The organism is Stenotrophomonas sp. AR029 (assembly GCF_047520695.2).
GTDB lineage: Bacteria > Pseudomonadota > Gammaproteobacteria > Xanthomonadales > Xanthomonadaceae > Stenotrophomonas > Stenotrophomonas sepilia.
This window is the reverse complement of sequence record NZ_JAXBQQ020000004.1, coordinates 222,140-240,678: the sequence shown is the minus strand read 5'-3', so window position 1 is coordinate 240,678 and position 18,539 is coordinate 222,140. Positions and strand designations below refer to the sequence as shown.

The following is an 18,539-nucleotide window of genomic DNA, read 5'->3' as shown; positions in this document are numbered from 1 at the left end:
CTTCAAAGGGCTTCGATGGCCTCGGCGGCGGCGACTGGCGCGCGGCGATGGGACAGCGCAAGCAGCGGCATTGCGCGCTGCACCGCCAGTCGTGCGCGCTGGATCAGCGCTTCGTTGTGCACGTGCCCCTCGGTGAAATCGCGGTCGGTGGCATACACGCCCAGGGGCAGGGTGCGGGCCTGGAAGAAGCTGAAGAGCGGCCGCAGCTGGTGATCGATCACCAGTGCATGGCGGTCACTGCCGCCGGTCGCGGCCAGCAGGATGGGGGTATCGACCAGCGCGTCCTGGTCGATGAAGTCGAAGAAGTGCTTGAACAGCCCTGTGTAGGAGCCGCGATAGACCGGCGTGCTCACCACGAGGACATCGGCCCGTTCGACGGCCACCAGCTGGCGCTCGACAACCTCCGGGAGCTGCGAACGCCACAGCGCACCGGCCAGCTGCGGCGCCAGTTCGCCGAGTTCGATCAGCTGCTGTTCGCTGCGCATGTTCTCGCCGATCAGGCCCAGCAGGTGCTCGGCGAGGGTGGCGGCCCGGGAGGGGCGCTGCAGTCCACCGGAAACGGCGACGATACGGAGGGGGCGTTGGGATGAAGGCATGACCCGATCCTAGCCATGCCTTTCCATGACGTAAAATGGTATTACTTCACCTATCCATGAGTGAGATTCATCTTAATGTTGGAGCGGATCCACCTCAGCATCGTGCAGCAGGTCGAGCAGCAGGGCTCGCTCACCGCTGCTGCCGGCGTGCTCAACCTGACCCAGTCGGCGCTCAGCCACAGCATGAAGAAGCTGGAGCAGCAGCTGGGTACCGATGTCTGGCTGCGCGAAGGCCGCAGCCTGCGGCTGACCCAGGCCGGGCAATATCTGCTGGCAGTCGCCAACCGGGTGCTGCCGCAGCTGGACCTGGCCGAGGAGCGCCTGCGCCAGTTTGCCCAGGGCGAGCGCGGCGCGCTGCGCATCGGCATGGAATGCCACCCCTGTTACCAGTGGCTGCTGAAGATCGTCTCGCCGTACCTGGCCGCGTGGCCGGACGTGGATGTGGACGTCAAGCAGAAGTTCCAGTTCGGCGGCATCGGCGCGCTGTTCGGCTACGAGATCGACCTGCTGGTCACGCCCGATCCACTGCTGAAGCCGGGCCTGAAGTTCATCCCTGTGTTCGACTACGAGCAGGTGCTGGTGGTGGCCAGCAACCACGCCCTGGCCAAGGTGGACCACGTAAAGCCGCGCCAGCTCAGCCAGGAAGTGCTGATCAGCTACCCGGTGCCGTTCGAGCGCCTGGACATCTACAACCAGTTCCTGCTGCCGGCCGGCATCACCCCGCGGCGCCACAAGGCCATTGAAACCACCGACATCATGATGCAGATGGTGGCCAGCGGCCGCGGCGTGGCTGCCATGCCGCGCTGGCTGGTGGAGGAGTACGCCACGCGCATGGACGTGGTGCCCGTACGGCTGGGCGCCAAGGGCATCCCCAAGCAGATCTACCTGGGCGCGCGCGAGGCCGATACCGGTATCGACTACCTGCAGGCCTTCATCGAACTGGCCCGCAACAGCTCGCCGCTTGCCGGCAATGTGGGCGGAGCACGTTGATGCCGGCAGGCCTGTCACTGCGGGCGGACGCCTTCATCAGCGCTTTTTCACTGGAAGTCAGCGCGAAGGCCATGCCCGCGCTGTGCGCCGAGGCTGACCGCATACCGCGCGGCACGATCATCTCCATTCCCTGGCTGGCCAGCGAGGATGACGACGCACGCCTGGCCGCCGCACGCACGGTGCGCGCGCTCGGATTCGAGCCGATGCCGCATCTCTCTGCGCGGCGCGTCGGGTCACGCGCAGCGCTTGAACGCTTCCTGGAGCGTGCCGCCGGCGAAGCCGGGGTCGCGCGTTGCCTGCTGATCGCGGGCGACCTGGCCACGCCCATCGGACCATTTGCAGACAGCGCGTCGATCATCGAGACCGGTCTTCTGGAGCGACACGGTATCAAGGTCGCCGCCATCGGCGGGCATCCGGAAGGCCACCCGGTAATGAGCAGTGACGAACGCTGGCAGGCGCTTCAACACAAATGCCAGCGCATCGAAGCACGCGGCATGGCCCCCTTGATCGTCACCCAGTTCGCGTTCGATGCCGATACCGTGCTGACCTGGCTGGATGCACTGCGCACGCGTGGCATCACCGTTCCGGTGCTGGTCGGTGTGCCGGGTCCGGCCAGCATCACCCGCTTGCTGCGTTATGCGGCGATGTGCGGCGTAGGCGCCAGTGCATCGATGCTCGCCCGGTATGGCATCTCGATCGGCCGCCTGCTCGGAACGGCGGGGCCGGAGGTTTTCGTCGATCGCCTGGTGAAGGGGCTGACCAGCGCCCATGGCCCGGTCAGCCCGCATTTCTTCCCGTTCGGCGGTGTTGCGCCGTCGCTGGAGTGGATGGCGCGGTACCGGCGGCGCATTTCCAGTGCCCGCAGCGTAATCCCCGAAGGCTGACAGCTGTCACTGGCTGCAACCCGGGCGGAAGCGAATAGTGAGCGCCAAGGCGAGGGCGCCTCGCCACCACTCACCAAGGGGACCGCTCATGAACATGCTCCAGCACCTCGCCTCGCAGACGCCAATCTGGGTGTGGCTGCTCCTGGCCTTCCTGATCACCCGTGGCATCGCCGCCATGAAGCCGGCCGAGACCTCGCTGCAGAAGCTTGCGATCGTACCCGCCTTGTTCGCCGTCTGGGGTGCGTGGTCGGTCAGTCATCGCTTCGGCGCTTCGCTGAGCGCCTGGAGCGAATGGCTGGCCGGCATCGCCACGGGCGCGACGCTTGCCTGGCTGCTGTTGAATCGATTGAAGCTGACGCTGGACCGCAGCACCGGCAAGCTCTGGCGCAGCGCGGACTTCAGCCTGCTGCCGCTGCTGCTGGCCACCTTCCTGGTGAAGTACGGCTTCGAAGTCGCATTTGCGGTGTCGCCGTCGCTGTCCGCCCATGCCGGCTTCAGTGCCGCCTACCTGCTGCTGACGGGCGGGTTCACTGGCATCTTCGTGGGCAAATACTGCCGGTACCTGGGCTCGCTGCGGATGGATGCGGCGGGCAAGGGGCTGGAAACCGCAGGCTGATTGTCCGAGGCGTGCCGGCCGCTGGCCCGCGGCCCCAGGCAGGGTTGTGCGGCGCTGGCGCAGGCGTCACGATGCCCGCCACTGGCCACCACCGGAAACGCTGACGTCATGAAGACCACATCCTGGTTCTGGATCAACGTGGTCAGTCACTTCAGCATTGTCGCCGCCCTGGCCTGGCTGCCCGCACGGTGGACGGGGCAACTTGTGGAGGCGCTGGCCGGGACGCAGCCGGCTATCGGTGATACCCGGTATTTGGCCTTCATCGGCGCCATGTTCGGCTTCTGCGTAACCGCGCTGATCCTGATGGGGGCGCTGACAGTCACTGGCGAACTGCTGGGTTTCTCCAGGCCCTATGCGCGGCGGCCGGAGTCCCGGAACGAAGCGCAGGTCGTCCACCGGAAGGTGTTGCTGGTTGCATTCGCCACGCTCTCGTGGGTGGCCGTGGGATCGCTCGCGGGTATTGCGTCGATCTTCGTGGCTTCGTGACGAGGGCGTTCTGTAGGCGCGGCAACGCACGGAAGCTGCTGTCCACCGGCTGGGGCGGAAGGTTGCGAATCCGCAAAGTCCAAGGGTCAGACAGGTTAAATGAAGGCTCCAAGATGAAGATTCTGATCTCTTCCCTCATGTTCCTGGGCCTGGTGGTTGCGGCAGGAATCGTTTGGATAACGTATCCAACCTCTCTCGAATCTGAGCTCAGAACATTCCGCTCACTTCCACCAGAAACATTCAAGATGCTTCGCGACGATGCGATCGCCTTCGCTCGGGCGAACGCATCGAAAGGCATTGCCATCGAAGCAGGCCCCCCGCAATCGAGCGTGTTCGAACTTCGGTGCAGAGAGGTTCCATTACTCCTGGTCGAGAACGGGCATGACCTGCTCACCCTCGATATCTTTGGATACGCAGACCGACGTGCGCCAGGCATTGCCAAGTTTCAGGATCAGACGATATCGAGACTGATCCCGGAGGGTCAGCCCGGCAAGCCCGGCCCGATTTCTGGAGAGCCCTCGGGGCTGGAGGCGCTCATCATGAAGCATCGAGACGGCATCGATGTCGCGCAGCAGTGCCATTGAATCCAGGGGCGATTGAAGTGCGCCAAACGCATTGATCTCCTGACTTCGAATCCGCCGCACCCTATGCACGCCGCCTGATCGACCAGGTGGGCGTGCCCGACGTCGATGCCACCGATGGGCCGCCACCGGCGGTGGCTCTGCAGCAACCGCGCGGTGCCAGCAATGCGCGATCATCGGTGGGGTAGCGTGACCACGCTGTCCAGCCTGGTGCGCATGATGTACTCGCGCGCAGGCGCCTACCCGGCCAACCAGTTCCACCAACATGGCCACTTCACGCGAAAGCGGCTGTCGCTAGAGAGCGGGTATCGTGATCCTCTGCAGATCAAGCTTGGCCCTGAGCGCATAGTGCTTGCGGGTGACCGGCACGGTGCAGGTCAGGCGGGGATCCAGGTAGTCCTTGAACAGCGGTGGCCGCCAAGCACCCAGATAGAACAGCCGATCCTGTTTGACCGCCGCGGGCAACGGCACGTCGGACAGGTCGCTGTCCGACGCATCGGTGATCAGGCAGGGTGCATGGCGGAAGCCCAGCCTGCGCAGCAGCCCAGCCAGATGTCCAGCGCCTTAGACGGTCCCGCGCCACTGGCTCATCAGCATCTGCAGAAAGCGCTCCGCCGTGGGCGAGAGCAGGGCGCCCCGGCGACGGACGATCCCGATCGTGCGCGATACCACAGGATTGCCGATCGCGCGTGTCACCAGGGTGGGGTGATCCCCGTCCGGCGTGGCCATCTTCGGCAGCACCGACACCCCGATGCCCGCCTCGACCATGCCCAGTGACGTCGACAGGTGCGTCACCTCGTAGTGCCAGCTCAACTTGAGGTTCTCGCGCGCCAGCGCGCCGTCCAGCAGCGTGCGGTTGCCGCTGGTGCGATGCACGGTGATCAGCTGGTGCTCGGCCAGATCAGCCCATTCCACCTTGCGCTTGCGGGCCAGCGGATGATCACGTCGGCAGGCGAGGACGAAGGGGTCCTCAGCCAGTACGTCGAAGTCGAGATTGGGATCGTTGGCGCCCATGAAGTTGATGCCGAACTCGACTTCGCCACGTTCCACTGCCTGCAGACCCTCCGTCGCCGGGATATCCAGGATGCGGAAGCGCACGTTCGGGTGCGCTTCGTGGAAACGCGCCATCACGCTGGGCAGGAAGTAGAACGCCGCCGTCGGCAGGCACGCGATGGTCACGGTGGCGCCGCGGGTGTCCTCCCGGCCGCGCAGTGAGAACAGCGAGCCATCGAATTCCTCCAGCATGCGGCGTACCAGCGGCAGCAGGTTCTCGCCGACAGCGGTGGTACTGACGCTGCGCGTGGTGCGCTCCAGCAGTGGCGAACCCACGGCCTGCTCCAGCTTCTGGATCCGTCGGCTGAGTGCTGGCTGGGAGACGTGCAGGATTTCCGCGGCGCGATGGAAGCTGCGGGTCTCCGAGACCAGCAGGAACGCACGCAGATCCAGGATTTCGCAATTGATGCTCATTGGGTATCAATCATCCGAAAATCAGCAATTCACAGATCAATTGGGGTCATGCCAGTATCGAATCACAGAGGGGTCATTCATTCCCTATACGCATCAATCTAGCACACGTATGTCCAACGATCTGCTCAGCATTCCCTGCGTGCTCATGCGCGGCGGTACCTCCAAGGGCCCGTTCTTCCTGGCCAGCGACCTTCCGATGGACATCGCTGAACGCGATCGCCTGCTGCTGGAAGTGATGGGCTCGGGCCATCCGTTGCAGATCGACGGCATCGGCGGTGGCAACGCGCTGACCAGCAAGGTGGCGATCATCGACAGCTCCAGCCGTCCGGACGCCGATGTCGACTACCTGTTCGCCCAGGTACGGGTAGAGCAGCAGGTGGTGGATACCTCGCCGAACTGCGGCAACATGCTGGCGGCCGTAGGCCCGTATGCCATCGAGCGTGGGCTGGTGCAGGCGCAGGATCCGCAGACCGAGGTGCGCATCCACAACGTCAACACCGGCAAGCTGATCATCGCCACGGTGGAAACGCCGGGCGGCAATGTGGTCTACCGCGGTGATACGCGCATTGCCGGCGCGCCGGGCTCGGCCTCGCCGGTCAGGCTCTCCTTCCTTGATGCGGCAGGTGCCCGCACCGGCAAGCTGCTGCCCAGCGGGCACGCGCAGGAGACCATCGATGGCGTGCCGGTCAGCCTGGTGGACTGCGCGATGCCGATGATGCTGGTACGTGCCGAAGACCTGGGCGTGCGCGGCGATGCCCCGCCCGCCGAACTGAACGCGGACGCGGTATTCATGCGCCGGCTGGAAGCGCTGCGCATCGAGGCAGGCGCCCGCATGGGCATCGCCGACGCCGGCAACAAGGTCATTCCGAAGCCGGTGCTGCTGTCGGCGCCGCAACATGGGGGCGATCTGCAGGTGCGCTATTTCATGCCGCATCAATGCCACACCGCGCTGGCCATTACCGGCGCGGTTGGCCTGGCCACCGCCGCCGTTACGCCAGGCACGCTGGCCCACACTTTGGTCGGATGCCTGTCCGTTCCCGGCAGCATTACCCTCGAACATCCGAGCGGGGCCCTGGAGGTGGGCCTCAGTCGCAGCTCGCAGGATGCGCCGGTCGTTGCCAGCGTCGTGCGCACCGCACGCCGCCTGTTCGAGGGCCGCGTGTTTGCCACCACGCCAGCACTTGCCGTGGCCGGTTCCACCCAAGCCCGCCAATGGACGTCAGCGGCATGATCTGAACCCGGACGGGCCGGCGCAGGTGCGCATGCCCGCCATTACAACGTAGATGCTTCACTCCTGGGAGGGATGATGTACAAGCAGTTCTTGATGGCCGCGCTGTGCGCGGCTGGTCTGGCCGCGGCCGGATGCAGCAACAGCGGGCGCACCGAAGGCGCATCCGCCGGCGGTGGTGACAATGCACCGGTACGCATCAGCGTCGGCTCCTACAACCTCAACAACCTGCCGTTCTTCATCGCCGACGCCAAGGGGTACTTCAAGGACGTCGGCCTGCAGGTGAAGACCGAGAACTTCGCCCAGGGCGGCTCCAAGGTATTGCAGGCGCTGGTGGCCAATTCCACCGACGTGGCCGTCGGCTTCTACGACCACACCATCCAGATGCAGGCCAAGGGCAAGGACGTGGTGGCCTTCGTGCTGCTCTCGCGCAACTCCGGCCTGGTGATGGCCGGCCGCGAGGATGCCACCTTCGATCCGGCCCGCCCGGAGACCATCAAGGGCCAGAAGGTCGGCATTACCGCACCGGGCTCATCGTCGGATTTCTTCGTCCGTCACTTCCTCGCCCAGCACGATATTCCGGCTGACAGCATCTCGTTGATCGGCGTCGGCTCGGGCGCCGCAGCGGTAGCCGCGCTGGAGCAGGGCAAGATCGACCTGCTGGTCAACTACGATCCTGCCGCCACCCTGATCACCGAACGCAAGGTCGGCAGGATCCTCCTCGACGCGCGCAGCGACGACGGCGCCCGCCAGGTCTATGGCGGCCTCTATCCAACCTCGGTGATGTACGCCAACCAGAGCTTCCTGGACAAGCGCCCCGAAGCGGCCGAGAAGATCGCCCGCGCCGAGCAGATGGCATTGAAGTTCATCGCCGACAACAGTGCTGAAGACATCGTTGCGGCGCTGCCGGACAGCTACGTCTCCGGCGACCGCGCCACCTATGCCCGCGCAGTGGAGAACGCCCGCGCAATCTTCACCCGCGACGGTCATTTCACGCCGGCTGATCTGGAAACGCCGTTGAAGGTGCTGCGCGAGTTCAATACGGACGTGGCCAAGGCCGACATCGATCTGTCCCGCACCTACACCAATGCCTTCGTCGAGCGTGCCAACGCCGCGGCGCCGGCTGCCCAACCGTAAGCGGAGGTAACCCCATGGCCCTCAATGCCACCGTGCGCCAGCTCAATGGCGCACCGCAGCTGGAGCCTGCACAGACCATGGTCGCGCTCAACAAGGTGACCATGTCCTTCGGCGAATTCACCGCCGTTCGTGATGTCGACATCCAGGTAGGTGATGGCGAGTTCCTTGCCATCGTCGGGCCAACCGGCTGCGGCAAGAGCACCATCCTCAATTCCGTGGCGGGCCTGCTGAAGCCGTCGTCCGGCCAGGTCAGCATCGACGGCCGTGCGGTCAGCGGCGTTCAGGAGTCGGTGGGCTACCTGTTCCAGCAGGACGCGCTGCTGCCGTGGAAGACCGCGTACCAGAACGTTGAGCTCGGCCTGCGTTTCCGTGGCGTGCCCGAAGCCGAACGCAAGGCCAAGGCCAACGCGTGGCTGGCCAAGGTCGGCCTGGCCGGTTTCGAGCATCGCTACCCCCACCAGCTGTCCGGTGGCCAGCGCAAGCGCGTGCAGATGGCGCAGGCGTTGATCGTCGAGCCGAAGGTGATCCTGATGGATGAGCCGTTCTCGGCGCTGGACATCCACACCCGGCACCTGATGCAGAACGAGCTGCTGCGCCTGTGGCAGGAGGACCGGCGCTCGGTGATCCTGATCACCCACGATCTGGAAGAAGCGATCGCCCTGGGCGACCGCGTGGTGGTGCTGTCCTCCGGCCCGGCCAGCCGTGTCGTGCGCAGTTTCGACGTGGATCTGGAACGGCCGCGGAACGTGGCCGAAATCAAGCTGGATGACCGTTTCACCGACCTGTACCGCGACATCTGGGCCTGCCTGCGCGGCGAAGTGGAGAAGAGCTATGCACGCCAAGACTGACAAGTTCATCCAACTGGCCCTGGTTGTGGCCGTGTTCGGCGGCTGGGAGGGCGGCATCGCGCTGGGCGTGATCGATCCGTTCTTCTTCCCATCGCCAACGGCGATCGTGCAGCAGGCCTGGACCTGGCTGTCCGATACCTCGTTCTACCAGCACGTCTACATCACGCTGACCGAAACCGCGCTGGGCTACATCATCGGCACCGGCCTCGGCGTGGCCGGCGGTGTCTGGCTGGGCCTGAGCCGCCGCTCGGCGCGCATCCTCGATCCCTTCATCAAAGGCTTCAACGCAATTCCGCGCGTGGTGCTGGCCCCGATTTTCGTGTTGTGGCTGGGGCTGGGCCTGTGGTCGAAGGTGGCGCTGGCGGTCACCCTGGTGTTCTTCACCACGTTCTTCAATGCCATGCAGGGCGTACGCGAGGTGAATCCGGTGGTACTGGCCAATGCCCGCATCCTGGGCGCAAGCCGCAGCGACCTGCTACGCCATGTCTACTTCCCGGCAGCAGCCAGCTGGATCCTGTCCTCGCTGCGCACCTCGGTGGGCTTCGCCGTGGTCGGCGCGATCATCGGTGAGTACCTCGGCGCCTCGGCGGGCCTGGGTTACCTGATTGCGCAGGCAGAAGGCAACTTCAACGCCGTCGGTGTGTTTGCCGGCATCATCATCCTTGCCGCCTTCGTGCTGGTCATCGACGCGCTGCTGGACGTGGTCGAGAACAAGCTGATCACCTGGCGTCCCAACGCCCAGGCCCAGGCCACCAGCTGACCGGGCCGGGCTGAGCCCGCCTGCCGCGCCGCCGGGCCGATCCGGCGGCGCGCGCTTCCTCCCCCGATCTTCCCCCGCACCACCGCAACAGGCCAGCGCCGGGCCAGGGGGCCGGCTGGCCGGAGAGAGTCCATGAACCATTCCACCGTGCTGCCGCTGGCAGCGCTGTCGGTCGCGCTCGGCCTGCTGTTGGCCAGTGGCCATGCTGGCGCCCAGGCTGTTTCGTCCCCACCCGCACCACTGAGCCAGGCCGAACTCTCACGCCTGGTGCAGCAGCAGGCGCTGCAGATCCAGCAGTTGGAGGCGCGCCTGCGTGCCGTGGAGGGCGGGCACAGCACCGCCGGTGCGGCGGCCGCAACGCAGGGCCCCGCGCTGGACACCCGCGTCGCCGCACTGGAATCCAGCCAGGCCAAGGCGCCCAAGGTCACCTGGTCCAAGGGCGCACCGGAGTTCAGCAGTGCCGATGGCAGCGTGGCGTTCCGTCCGCGCGGACGCCTGTTCGTCGACGCATCCAGCACAGACGGATCGTCAGTGAGTGACCGCAACATCTCCGGTACCGAGATCCGCTCGGTGCGGCTGGGCGCCGAAGGCCGCTATGGCATCCTCGGCTGGGCGGTGGAAGGTGACTTCGCCGACAACGCGGTGGCGTGGAAGTCGGTCTACGCCACCGTGGACCACCGCCTGTTCGGGCTGTCGGCCGACCTGACCGTGGGCAACCGCCTCAACGACCGGGGTATCGACGGCTCCAGCAGCACTTCCAACACGCCGTTCCAGGACCGCAACGTGGTCGGCACGCTGATGCTGCCGCAGCGCGGGCTGTTCGGTGTCGGCCTGACCGAGCGCGTGTACGGCAAGGACTGGCATGCCAGCCTGTCGGTGGCCGGCAACGATCTCAACAACGCCGGCACCGACAACGACAGCCAGACCTGGGCCACGCGCGTGCATTGGAACCCGGTGGCCAATGATACGGTCACGGTGCACCTGGGGGCCTGGGCCTTCCACGAGGAGATCGCCGCAGGCGCCAGCGGCGTCGTCCGCAGTTCGGCCATCGCCGGGCACTTCAACGACCTGGTCAAGATCGCGCCGGGCACACTGCTGGGCGCCGAGCGCAGCACGGCCTATGGCGCGGAACTGGCAGGCTTCTTCGGGCCGGCCTGGGCGACCGGCGAATGGGGTACGCGCAACCTGCGCGGGGCCGACGCCAGCGGGCGCTACGATCTGGACCACCAGGCCTGGGCGATCTCGGCTGGCTGGTTCCTGGCCGGTGCAAGGCCGGCCTATTCGGGCAAGGCCGGCACCTGGGGCCGGGTCAAGGTGGCCGATCCTGTCACCCGCGGCGGTGCCGGGGCATGGGAACTGAAGGGGCGCTACGAGGATGTGGACTATGCCGAGCTGCCCAGTGGCGGTACCGGCCACGCGTGGACGCTGGGTGCGAACTGGTATCTCAACGATTTCAGCCGCGTGATGTTCGAGGCGATCCGTTGGCAGACCCGCAACCGCAGCGGCACCGGCCAGGGCAGGGATGAAGGCACCACCTTCAACACCCGCCTGCAGGTGGCCTTCTAGAAGCGCATGCCGCTCGTGCGCCGATCAGAGCAGCAGCAGTGCTCCGATCAACGCCGGCGGCATCACCAGCGCGCCGACGCGCAGGAAGTCGAGCGCGCTGACATGCTCGCCCTCGCGGCGCAGCGCCACCAGCCACAGCATCGTCGCCAGCGAACCGGTGACCGACAGGTTGGGTCCCAGATCCACGCCGACCAGCAATGCGGCACGGGTCTGCGCCGGCAGGTCGGCCATCTGCCCGAGCGAACCGGCGGCCAGGCCGACCGGCAGATTGTTGGCCACGTTGCTCAGCAGCGCAGCCGCGCCACCGGCCAGCCAGCTGGCCTGGCGTGGAGACGCCTGCGCCACGGCCTGCAGCGCGCTGGCCGCGGTCTGGATGACACCGGTCTGCGCCACCGCTTCCACCAGCACGAACAGTCCCGCCACCAGCGGCAGCACGCCCCAGGACACGTGTCGCAGCAGTGGCAGCGGGCTGCGCCTCTGGCGGATCGCCACCACGGCCACACTCAGCGTGCCCGCACAGAACGTGGTCAGGCCCAATGGCCCGTTCAAGGCGGACGTGACCAGCAACACGGTGCCGGTGAACAGCACGCCCAGTGCGCTCAGTCGGCCGCCGTCGGTCAACGGGCGATGCGCCGGCGCGGCCACCAGCGGCTGGGCGATCTCGCGCCGGTGCACCCAGCGCAGGACCAGATAGGTGGCACCGATCGCCGCCGCCGACGGCAGCGCGAACTGCGCCAGCCATTGCAGCAGCGGCGGCAGGTGCTGGCCGTACACCACCAGGTTGGCCGGATTGGAAATGGGCAGCACGAAGCTGGCCGCATTGGCAATGAATGCACAGACGAACAGGTAGGGCAGGGGATTGGCGCGCGCCGCCTTGCAGGCAGCGTAGACCGCCGGCGTCAGCACTACGGCCGTTGCATCGTTGGACAGGAACACCGTCACCAGCGTGCCGACCAGGAACACCAGGTCGAACAGGCGTCGCCCGGATCCGCCCGCATGCCGCACCGCGTACAACGCGACCCAATCGAACAGGCCTTCGCGCCGCGCCAGTTCGGCCAGCATCATCATGCCGACCAGGAACAGGTAGACGTCGCGGCCTTCGGCCACCGCACCCCATGCGGTATGCAGCGACACCGCGCCCAGCAACGGCAACAGGGCGGCAGCGCCCAACGCCCACACATATTCGGGGATGCGCAAAGGACGGAACAGCAGACCGAGGGTGGCAACGGCGACCGCTGCCCAGATCACGAGGGGGGCTTGGGGGGCGAGCATGGAGTGGGGCTTCAGCGGCACCTGCAGCGACCCCGGCGCAGGTGGGGCCTGGCGCGCGCGATCAGCGGATGGGCGGCCGCTGCAAATCATCGCAGGTTCCGGGTCGCCGCATCATACCGTGCGGCGCGGCTTGGCGACCGCTGCCGTCGACCGCGTTGCAGGTGGGCCGGGGGGCGGCGCCCAGCCCACGTTCAGCACTCAAGCGCGCCATGACTTCAGGCACTGCAGCGTGACTACACATGTAGTCAATCTACGCACACACCCATTGGACGAGATTGCGATGCCAAGATCCTGCTGGTTGTCCTGCGCCCTGGCCCTGGTGTTCGGCATCGCCGGGCCCAGCCAAGCGGCGACACGTGCCGATGCCCTTGCCGCGATCGAGCGCAATGCACGCGCCGCGCATTCCGATGCGGTCCTGGTGATGCATGAGCGGGAGACGCTGCTTGAGCTGAAGCCCGCCGCCGGGCAGGAATCCGTTCACCTGATGTCGGCCACCAAGTCGGTCGTCGCGCTGGCCATTGCATTGCTGCTGGACGAAGGAAAGCTGGCTTCGATCGATACGCCGGTCAGCCGGATCTATCCCGAATGGAAGCAGGGCAGGAAGAGCGCCATTACCGTGCGCATGCTGCTGGACCATACCTCGGGCCTGCAGAACGTGGCGAACGCGGGCGGAGAGCTGGAAGGGGCCCCGGACCTGGTCAAGCTGGCACTGGCTGCCGAGCTGAGCGATGACCCGGGCAACGTGTTCTCCTACAACAACAAGGCTACCAACCTGCTGCCCGGCATTGTCGAGCGCCTGGCAGGCGAGCCTGTGGACGCGTATCTGGACGCGCGGCTGTTCAAGCCCCTGGGCATTGCCCACTACACCTGGATGAAGGATGAGGCAGGCACCCCGCTGGGCATGGCCGGGCTGTCCCTGCGCGCGGCCGATCTTGCCGCCATCGGGCAACTGTTGCTGGACGGAGGCGTGGCACCGGATGGCAGGCGTCTCCTGAGTGAGCAGTCGGTCGCGTTGATGACGACCGAAAGCGCCCGTGCGCCAGATGTTGGGCTGCTGTGGTGGCGGATGCCGGCCTGGGAACGGTACCAGCTCAAGCCCCGGCTACGGGATCTGCTGGTGAAAAGGGGCGTGGATGACGACGTACAGCGCGCACTGCAGGCCAGCGCAGGGCGAGTATTCGAAAGCCGCAGCGCACTGGTCGCCTTCCTCGCCAATCAGCTGGGCGCGGACTGGTCCCAGCGCTACGGCAGCCAGATCTCCGCGCGCGGCCTGAAGCTCGCCGATCTCTACGACATCTCACGGGGACCGGTCGTCGGCTTTGCCGCCAACGGCTACCTGGGCCAATACCTGATGATCGTCCCGGAACAGCGCGTGGTCGCCGTGCGTCTGGTTCACCGGCGCGAGACCCACAGCGCTCCACAGGACGACTATCCCTCCTTCTTCGCCGATGTCCTGCAGTTGGCGCGGACACTGCAATAGGCCCTGTCGTCATCATGTCCACGCGCTCTGAACATCCTCCTGGAGCGTTCTTCACTGTCGTGCCGCTAAAAGTGGGATGACATCTTGGCCGCACACCTACTGAAGCATGTTTGATTATCAGGACTGGACCTTCCACGCCAATGGCCGCACGGTAGTGGCGCGGGTAGCGCTGGACGGCGACGGTGGCGGTACCATCAACCGCTACCAGCTGGTGCCGGGGCCGGCGCAGTCGGGGCTGAGCATCAAGGTCGCCTCCCAGGATGAGGCCGCGCAGAAACTGGAGGCCGAAGTGACCAAGCTGCTCGGGCCGGAGTGGTAGCCACGACGCCATGCCGGGCAGGGATCCGCATGGTGACGTCGGGATGACCGGCCCGGGCAACGGGCATCGCGCCGGATGCTCGTTGCGTGAGGCCGCTTACTTGGGCATCAGCACGGTGTCGACCACGTGGATGACGCCGTTGGACTGGCCGACATCTGCAATGCTGATGCCTGCCTTTCCACCCTTTGCGTCGATGACCCAGAGCTTGCCATCGTGGAGCGCCACGGTGAGAGGCTCACCCTGCACGGTCTTCAGGGTGGCCTTGCCGCTGTGCTTGCGGGCATCGGCCAGAAGCTGGGCGGAACTGTAGTTGCCCGGGACGACGTGGTAGGTCAGGATCCGGGTCAGTTGTGCCTTGTTTTCAGGCTTCACCAGTGTATCGACAGTGCCTGCAGGCAGCTTTTCGAAGGCCGCATTGGTGGGCGCGAAAACAGTGAAGGGCCCGGCGCCGTTGAGGGTGTCGACCAGGCCGGCTGCTTTGACCGCTGCAACCAGCGTGGTGTGATCCTTGGAATTGACGGCGTTCTCGACGATGGTCCTGGTGGGGTACATTTCTGCCCCGCCCACGATGACGGTGTTGGCGGCGAAAACCGAGGAGCCGGACGAAACGAGTACGGCGAAGCCGACTGCGGCGGCGATGCGCTGAAGAGCGTTCACGGTGCGTTCCTTTCTGGATGACCCGCAAGTGCGGGCATCTTTCCTACGTCGGGTGAGCGTGACCGGATGCAGCAACGGCCGAGTCATCAGCTGTTTGGCGCGCAGGCGGTTTTGCTGCGCTGCATGGTGACAACGGCGAACCTCGGTGATTACTCTCCGCTGCAACGCGATGGTAGCGCTACCAGTCGGACGGGGATCCTGGGTCCGGGAGGCTGCCTTCTTTGCCGCGTGTTTGTCCTGGCAGGCTTGAAAAGCAAGTGTAAGTCGCGGCGTGCCCGAGCACCCGTGCTGTTCGGTTTGGAATGCGGGCCACGCCCGTGCGTGCCCCTGGGAGGGGGCGGTACATCCATTCGATCGTATGTCAGAGGGGACTTTCATGAGCACCTGCAGTTTCCGTGGCACCCTGGCCCCGAGGTCCGGTTCATGAGCCGCGCATTGGCGAAGTTCCGGTCCCGGGCCATGTTCACCTTCGTGGGTGGCGCCCTGGTCATCAATCCTGCCTTTGCGCAGGACGCAGCACCGGCGACCGGGCAGCAGCCGCAGAGCCAGTCGCAGCCCACCCAGCTCGATGCAGTGCAGGTCACGGGCATACGCAACAGCCTGAGCCAGGCCATGGACATCAAGCGCGACTCGGCGGGCGTGGTCGACGCGATCAGCGCTGAGGACATCGGCAAGTTCCCCGATACCAATCTTGCCGAGTCGTTGCAGCGCATCACCGGCATCTCCATCGAGCGCCGTGACGGCGAGGGTGCGCAGGTGACCGCGCGTGGCTTCGGCCCCCAGTTCAACATGGTCACGCTCAACGGTCGGCAGATGCCGGGTGCCGATGCATTCGGTGCCTCTGGACAGGTCGCCATCGGCGGTGTCGACGGCGGCACCCGCGCCTTCAACTTCGCGCAGCTGGCCGCCGAGGCCATCAATGGTATCGAGGTCTACAAGACCAGCCAGGCACAGGTGCCCAGCGGTGGCATCGGTGCGACGATCAACATCCTGACCTCGCGCCCGCTCGATCACGCCGGCATCGTGGCCAACGCCGGGGCGAAGCTGGTGTCCGACCAGAGCCAGCCGTTCGACAATGACCTGACACCGGAGCTGTCGGGCATCTTCAGCTACAGCAATCCGGAAAAGACCTTTGGCGTCAGCCTCAGCGCGAGCCAGCAGAAGCGCAAGGGTGGCTCGGTGCAGGCCACGGAGAACTACTGGAACGTGCAGCCGTGGACAGGGTCGATGCCGGGCAATCCGACCGTGGTCAATGCCCCGGCCGTCGGCCAGCTTTACGCGCGGCCCAACGACCTGCGCTACGCGTTCTCCGAATTCGAGCGCGAACGCGTCAACGGCCAGGCCGTGCTGCAGTTCGCACCGACGGACAGCCTGACCCTGACCGTGGATTACACCTACTCGACCAACGAGATCACCGAGAATCGCGGCGAGCAGGGCATGTGGTTGCAGAACAGCAACTACACCAACGTCGAGTTCGACACCAGTGGCGCCGTCGCGACGCCGGTATACATCCGTGAAATCGCCGGCACCAAGGATTTCGGCCTGGAACAGCAGCGCAGCATGCAGGAATACAAGCTGGGTTCGCTGGGTTTCAATGCCGTCTGGAATGTCAGCGACCGCTTCAAGCTCAGTTTCGATGCGCACAACTCGAAGAACGAGAGCCGCCCGAATGACCCGCTCACCGGCGGTGGTTCGATCTTCATGAGCATCGCCGGCACCAACAACTGCACCCGTGGCCCGCATTGCGGTGGCTCCTGGGTGCAGGAGTTGAACTTCAACAATGGCCTGCCGGTTGGCACCCAGGTCTGGTATCCCAGCACCGCCGATGCGCTCGCCGGGACCAATGGCGTGGTCAATCCGGGCTTCCAGGAAGGCGAGGTCGGCACGCAGGTGCTGCGCGTCAACGCGCAGACCCAGATCAGCGAGATCAAGCAGGCGCGCGTCGATGGCGAATGGAACTTCGACCACGGGCGCTTCCAGTTCGGCGTGGACACCAACAAGTCCACCACCCACCGCATCCAGGCCGCCGAGGCCTACTCGACCCTGGGCGACTGGGGCGTGGCCAACGTGGACCGGGATACCGCCGCAGGCCTGATGGACCTGCTGCAGCCGGTCAGCATCGTCGGCCTGTTCGACGACTACAGTGCCAACAGCTGGCCCGCCTGGCGCGGCAATGCCGGGCAGCTCGCGCAATGGGCATCGCGCGAGTACGGCGTCGGCCTGGGTGTGAACCCGCAACGCGCGGCCGACAACTTCGTGGAAGAGAAGACCAAGGCGGCGTACTTCCAGGTGGAGCTGGACGGGGAGCTGGGTGGCATGCGCACCAACACCCGCCTGGGCGTGCGCTATGAAACCACTGACGTGGTGTCGACCTCGGTCATTGCCGTCCCCGAGTCCATCGAGTGGCAGGCCAACAACGATTTCCGCATCGTGCTGTCCGATGAGCAGCAGCCCTTCACGGAGAAGGCGCGCTACAGCTACATCCTGCCCAACCTTGATTTCAGCATCGACCTCACCGAGGAGCTGAAGGGCCGCGTTTCGTTCGGCAAAAGCATCGCCCGCGCGCCGTATGGCAATCTCTATGCGGGACCCGGGGCCCAGCAGCCGTTCGGCTCGGTGCTGATCGATCCCTCGTCGCGCGCCAGCGGCAACTCGCAGAACCCGAGCCTGAAGCCGCTGGAATCGGACAACCTCGACCTGGGGCTGGAGTGGTACTTCGCCGACGCCAGCTATGTGTCATTGACCTACTGGAACAAGTCGGTCAGCAACTTCATCGGCAACACCGTCGTGCAGGAAAGCCTGTACGGCCTCACCGACCCGACCTCCGGGCCGGATGCGCGGGCGGCGTTGGACTTCCTGACCAGTGGCGCCTGCGTCGCCCAGGTCGGGCCGGCCAATGCCGCTGCCTGCTCGGCCAACGACACCTCGCTGTTCACCGCACTGGCATTGCTGCGCAACGATCCTGCCGGCCTGGGCGCCTACAACGGCACTGATGCGCAGGTGCTGGCCACCGAAGCGGCCTACGATCTGTATGGGCAGCCCAACGACCCGCTGTACCAGTTCAACGTCAATCGCCCGATCAACCAGAACAAATCCAAGCTGCATGGCTGGGAGCTGGGCGGACAGTACTTCTTCGGCGACACCGGCTTCGGCGTGCTGGCCAACTACACCGTGGTCAAAGGCGATGTCGGCTACAACAATGGCGGTGACCCGGGCATCGACCAGTTCTCGCTCACCGGCCTGAGCGACACCGCCAACGCCATGCTGATGTACGAGAAGTACGGGTGGTCGGTGCGCCTGGCATGGAACTGGCGCGACCAGTACCTGATCCTGGCCAACCAGGGCTCCAGCCGCAATCCCTACTATGTGGAGCCGTACGAGCAGTGGGATCTCAGCGTCAACTACGCGCTGGATGACCACTGGTCCTTCAGCCTGGAGGCGATCAACCTGACCGGCGAGGATGTGCGCTGGCGCTCGCGCACCTCGCAGATGATCGTCAAGCTGGCAGACCAGAGCCCGCGCTACATGCTGGGCGTCCGCTACAAGTTCTGAGCCTGGTTGCCGATGCGTCCGGCATGGCACCACTGCCCTCCAGCGGTGCCCTGCCGGGACGGTGTCGCCGCACCTGTCGCGCCTGCGCTACGCTGCCGGC

Annotated in this window: 17 protein-coding genes and 1 pseudogene; 14 read left to right on the top strand and 4 right to left on the bottom strand. The window is 65.8% G+C overall.

The features are described 5' to 3' along the window. Positions 1-2: 2 nt before the first annotated feature. Positions 3-596 (bottom strand): FMN reductase, encoded by a 594-nt coding sequence (gene msuE / locus ACM0PB_RS15135; protein WP_139727133.1) that lies wholly within the window; start codon positions 594-596, stop codon positions 3-5. A gap of 75 nt (positions 597-671) precedes the next feature. On the opposite strand from msuE, the gene ACM0PB_RS15130 reads away from it, so the two are divergent. The 6 genes and pseudogenes from ACM0PB_RS15130 to ACM0PB_RS15105 form a co-directional block, all read left to right on the top strand. Beyond that, complete coding sequence (locus tag ACM0PB_RS15130; protein WP_005416621.1) at positions 672-1,586, top strand: LysR family transcriptional regulator; 915 nt, start codon at positions 672-674, stop codon at positions 1,584-1,586. Next, positions 1,586-2,470, top strand: coding sequence for a methylenetetrahydrofolate reductase (locus tag ACM0PB_RS15125; RefSeq protein WP_414604442.1), 885 nt, complete (start codon positions 1,586-1,588; stop codon positions 2,468-2,470). Before ACM0PB_RS15130 ends, ACM0PB_RS15125 begins: the two co-directional genes overlap by 1 nt. A gap of 88 nt (positions 2,471-2,558) precedes the next feature. Continuing rightward, positions 2,559-3,086: a DUF6622 family protein gene (locus tag ACM0PB_RS15120; RefSeq protein WP_139727130.1), complete on the top strand. Its 528-nt coding sequence runs from the start codon at positions 2,559-2,561 to the stop codon at positions 3,084-3,086. Positions 3,087-3,194: 108 nt separating this feature from the next. Further along, positions 3,195-3,572, top strand: coding sequence for a hypothetical protein (locus tag ACM0PB_RS15115; RefSeq protein WP_065177798.1), 378 nt, complete (start codon positions 3,195-3,197; stop codon positions 3,570-3,572). A 113-nt stretch (positions 3,573-3,685) separates the two neighbouring features. Next, positions 3,686-4,156 (top strand): hypothetical protein, encoded by a 471-nt coding sequence (locus ACM0PB_RS15110; protein ID WP_065177789.1) that lies wholly within the window; start codon positions 3,686-3,688, stop codon positions 4,154-4,156. Positions 4,157-4,200: 44 nt separating this feature from the next. Then, positions 4,201-4,408, top strand: a pseudogene (locus ACM0PB_RS15105) (hypothetical protein); the annotation flags it as partial. Between the two features lie 309 nt (positions 4,409-4,717). On the opposite strand, the gene ACM0PB_RS15100 reads toward ACM0PB_RS15105, so the two are convergent. Continuing rightward, positions 4,718-5,620 (bottom strand): LysR family transcriptional regulator, encoded by a 903-nt coding sequence (locus ACM0PB_RS15100; protein ID WP_053496567.1) that lies wholly within the window; start codon positions 5,618-5,620, stop codon positions 4,718-4,720. A 109-nt stretch (positions 5,621-5,729) separates the two neighbouring features. Between ACM0PB_RS15100 and ACM0PB_RS15095 the strand changes: the two genes are divergently transcribed. The 5 genes from ACM0PB_RS15095 to ACM0PB_RS15075 all read left to right on the top strand — a co-directional run bounded on the left by ACM0PB_RS15095 (position 5,730) and on the right by ACM0PB_RS15075 (position 11,159). Continuing rightward, on the top strand, positions 5,730-6,851 hold the full coding sequence (locus tag ACM0PB_RS15095) for a 4-oxalomesaconate tautomerase (protein WP_065177790.1): 1,122 nt from the start codon (positions 5,730-5,732) through the stop codon (positions 6,849-6,851). 75 nt (positions 6,852-6,926) lie between these two features. Then, complete coding sequence (locus ACM0PB_RS15090; protein WP_065186460.1) at positions 6,927-7,985, top strand: ABC transporter substrate-binding protein; 1,059 nt, start codon at positions 6,927-6,929, stop codon at positions 7,983-7,985. 14 nt (positions 7,986-7,999) lie between these two features. Continuing rightward, on the top strand, positions 8,000-8,833 hold the full coding sequence (locus ACM0PB_RS15085; protein ID WP_005416613.1) for an ABC transporter ATP-binding protein: 834 nt from the start codon (positions 8,000-8,002) through the stop codon (positions 8,831-8,833). Further along, a complete protein-coding gene (locus ACM0PB_RS15080; RefSeq protein WP_005409726.1) occupies positions 8,817-9,593 on the top strand; it encodes an ABC transporter permease in 777 nt (258 codons plus the stop codon). The genes ACM0PB_RS15085 and ACM0PB_RS15080 overlap by 17 nt, the downstream gene beginning before the upstream one ends. A gap of 132 nt (positions 9,594-9,725) precedes the next feature. Then, complete coding sequence (locus tag ACM0PB_RS15075; RefSeq protein ID WP_414604441.1) at positions 9,726-11,159, top strand: OprO/OprP family phosphate-selective porin; 1,434 nt, start codon at positions 9,726-9,728, stop codon at positions 11,157-11,159. Positions 11,160-11,183: 24 nt separating this feature from the next. On the opposite strand, the gene ACM0PB_RS15070 is transcribed toward ACM0PB_RS15075, so the two are convergent. After that, positions 11,184-12,431, bottom strand: a complete 1,248-nt coding sequence (locus tag ACM0PB_RS15070; protein ID WP_414604440.1) for an arsenic transporter — start codon at positions 12,429-12,431, stop codon at positions 11,184-11,186. Positions 12,432-12,729: 298 nt separating this feature from the next. Here ACM0PB_RS15070 and ACM0PB_RS15065 point away from each other — a divergent pair, with 298 nt between their 5' ends. Then, positions 12,730-13,911, top strand: coding sequence for a serine hydrolase domain-containing protein (locus ACM0PB_RS15065; RefSeq protein WP_414604467.1), 1,182 nt, complete (start codon positions 12,730-12,732; stop codon positions 13,909-13,911). 106 nt (positions 13,912-14,017) lie between these two features. Continuing rightward, positions 14,018-14,230, top strand: a complete 213-nt coding sequence (locus ACM0PB_RS15060) for a hypothetical protein (RefSeq protein ID WP_005416609.1) — start codon at positions 14,018-14,020, stop codon at positions 14,228-14,230. A gap of 96 nt (positions 14,231-14,326) precedes the next feature. On the opposite strand, the gene ACM0PB_RS15055 is transcribed toward ACM0PB_RS15060, so the two are convergent. Continuing rightward, a complete protein-coding gene (locus ACM0PB_RS15055; RefSeq protein WP_065196313.1) occupies positions 14,327-14,887 on the bottom strand; it encodes a fasciclin domain-containing protein in 561 nt (186 codons plus the stop codon). 423 nt (positions 14,888-15,310) lie between these two features. Here ACM0PB_RS15055 and ACM0PB_RS15050 point away from each other — a divergent pair, with 423 nt between their 5' ends. Beyond that, positions 15,311-18,439: a TonB-dependent receptor gene (locus ACM0PB_RS15050; RefSeq protein ID WP_414604439.1), complete on the top strand. Its 3,129-nt coding sequence runs from the start codon at positions 15,311-15,313 to the stop codon at positions 18,437-18,439. Positions 18,440-18,539 lie beyond the last annotated feature (100 nt).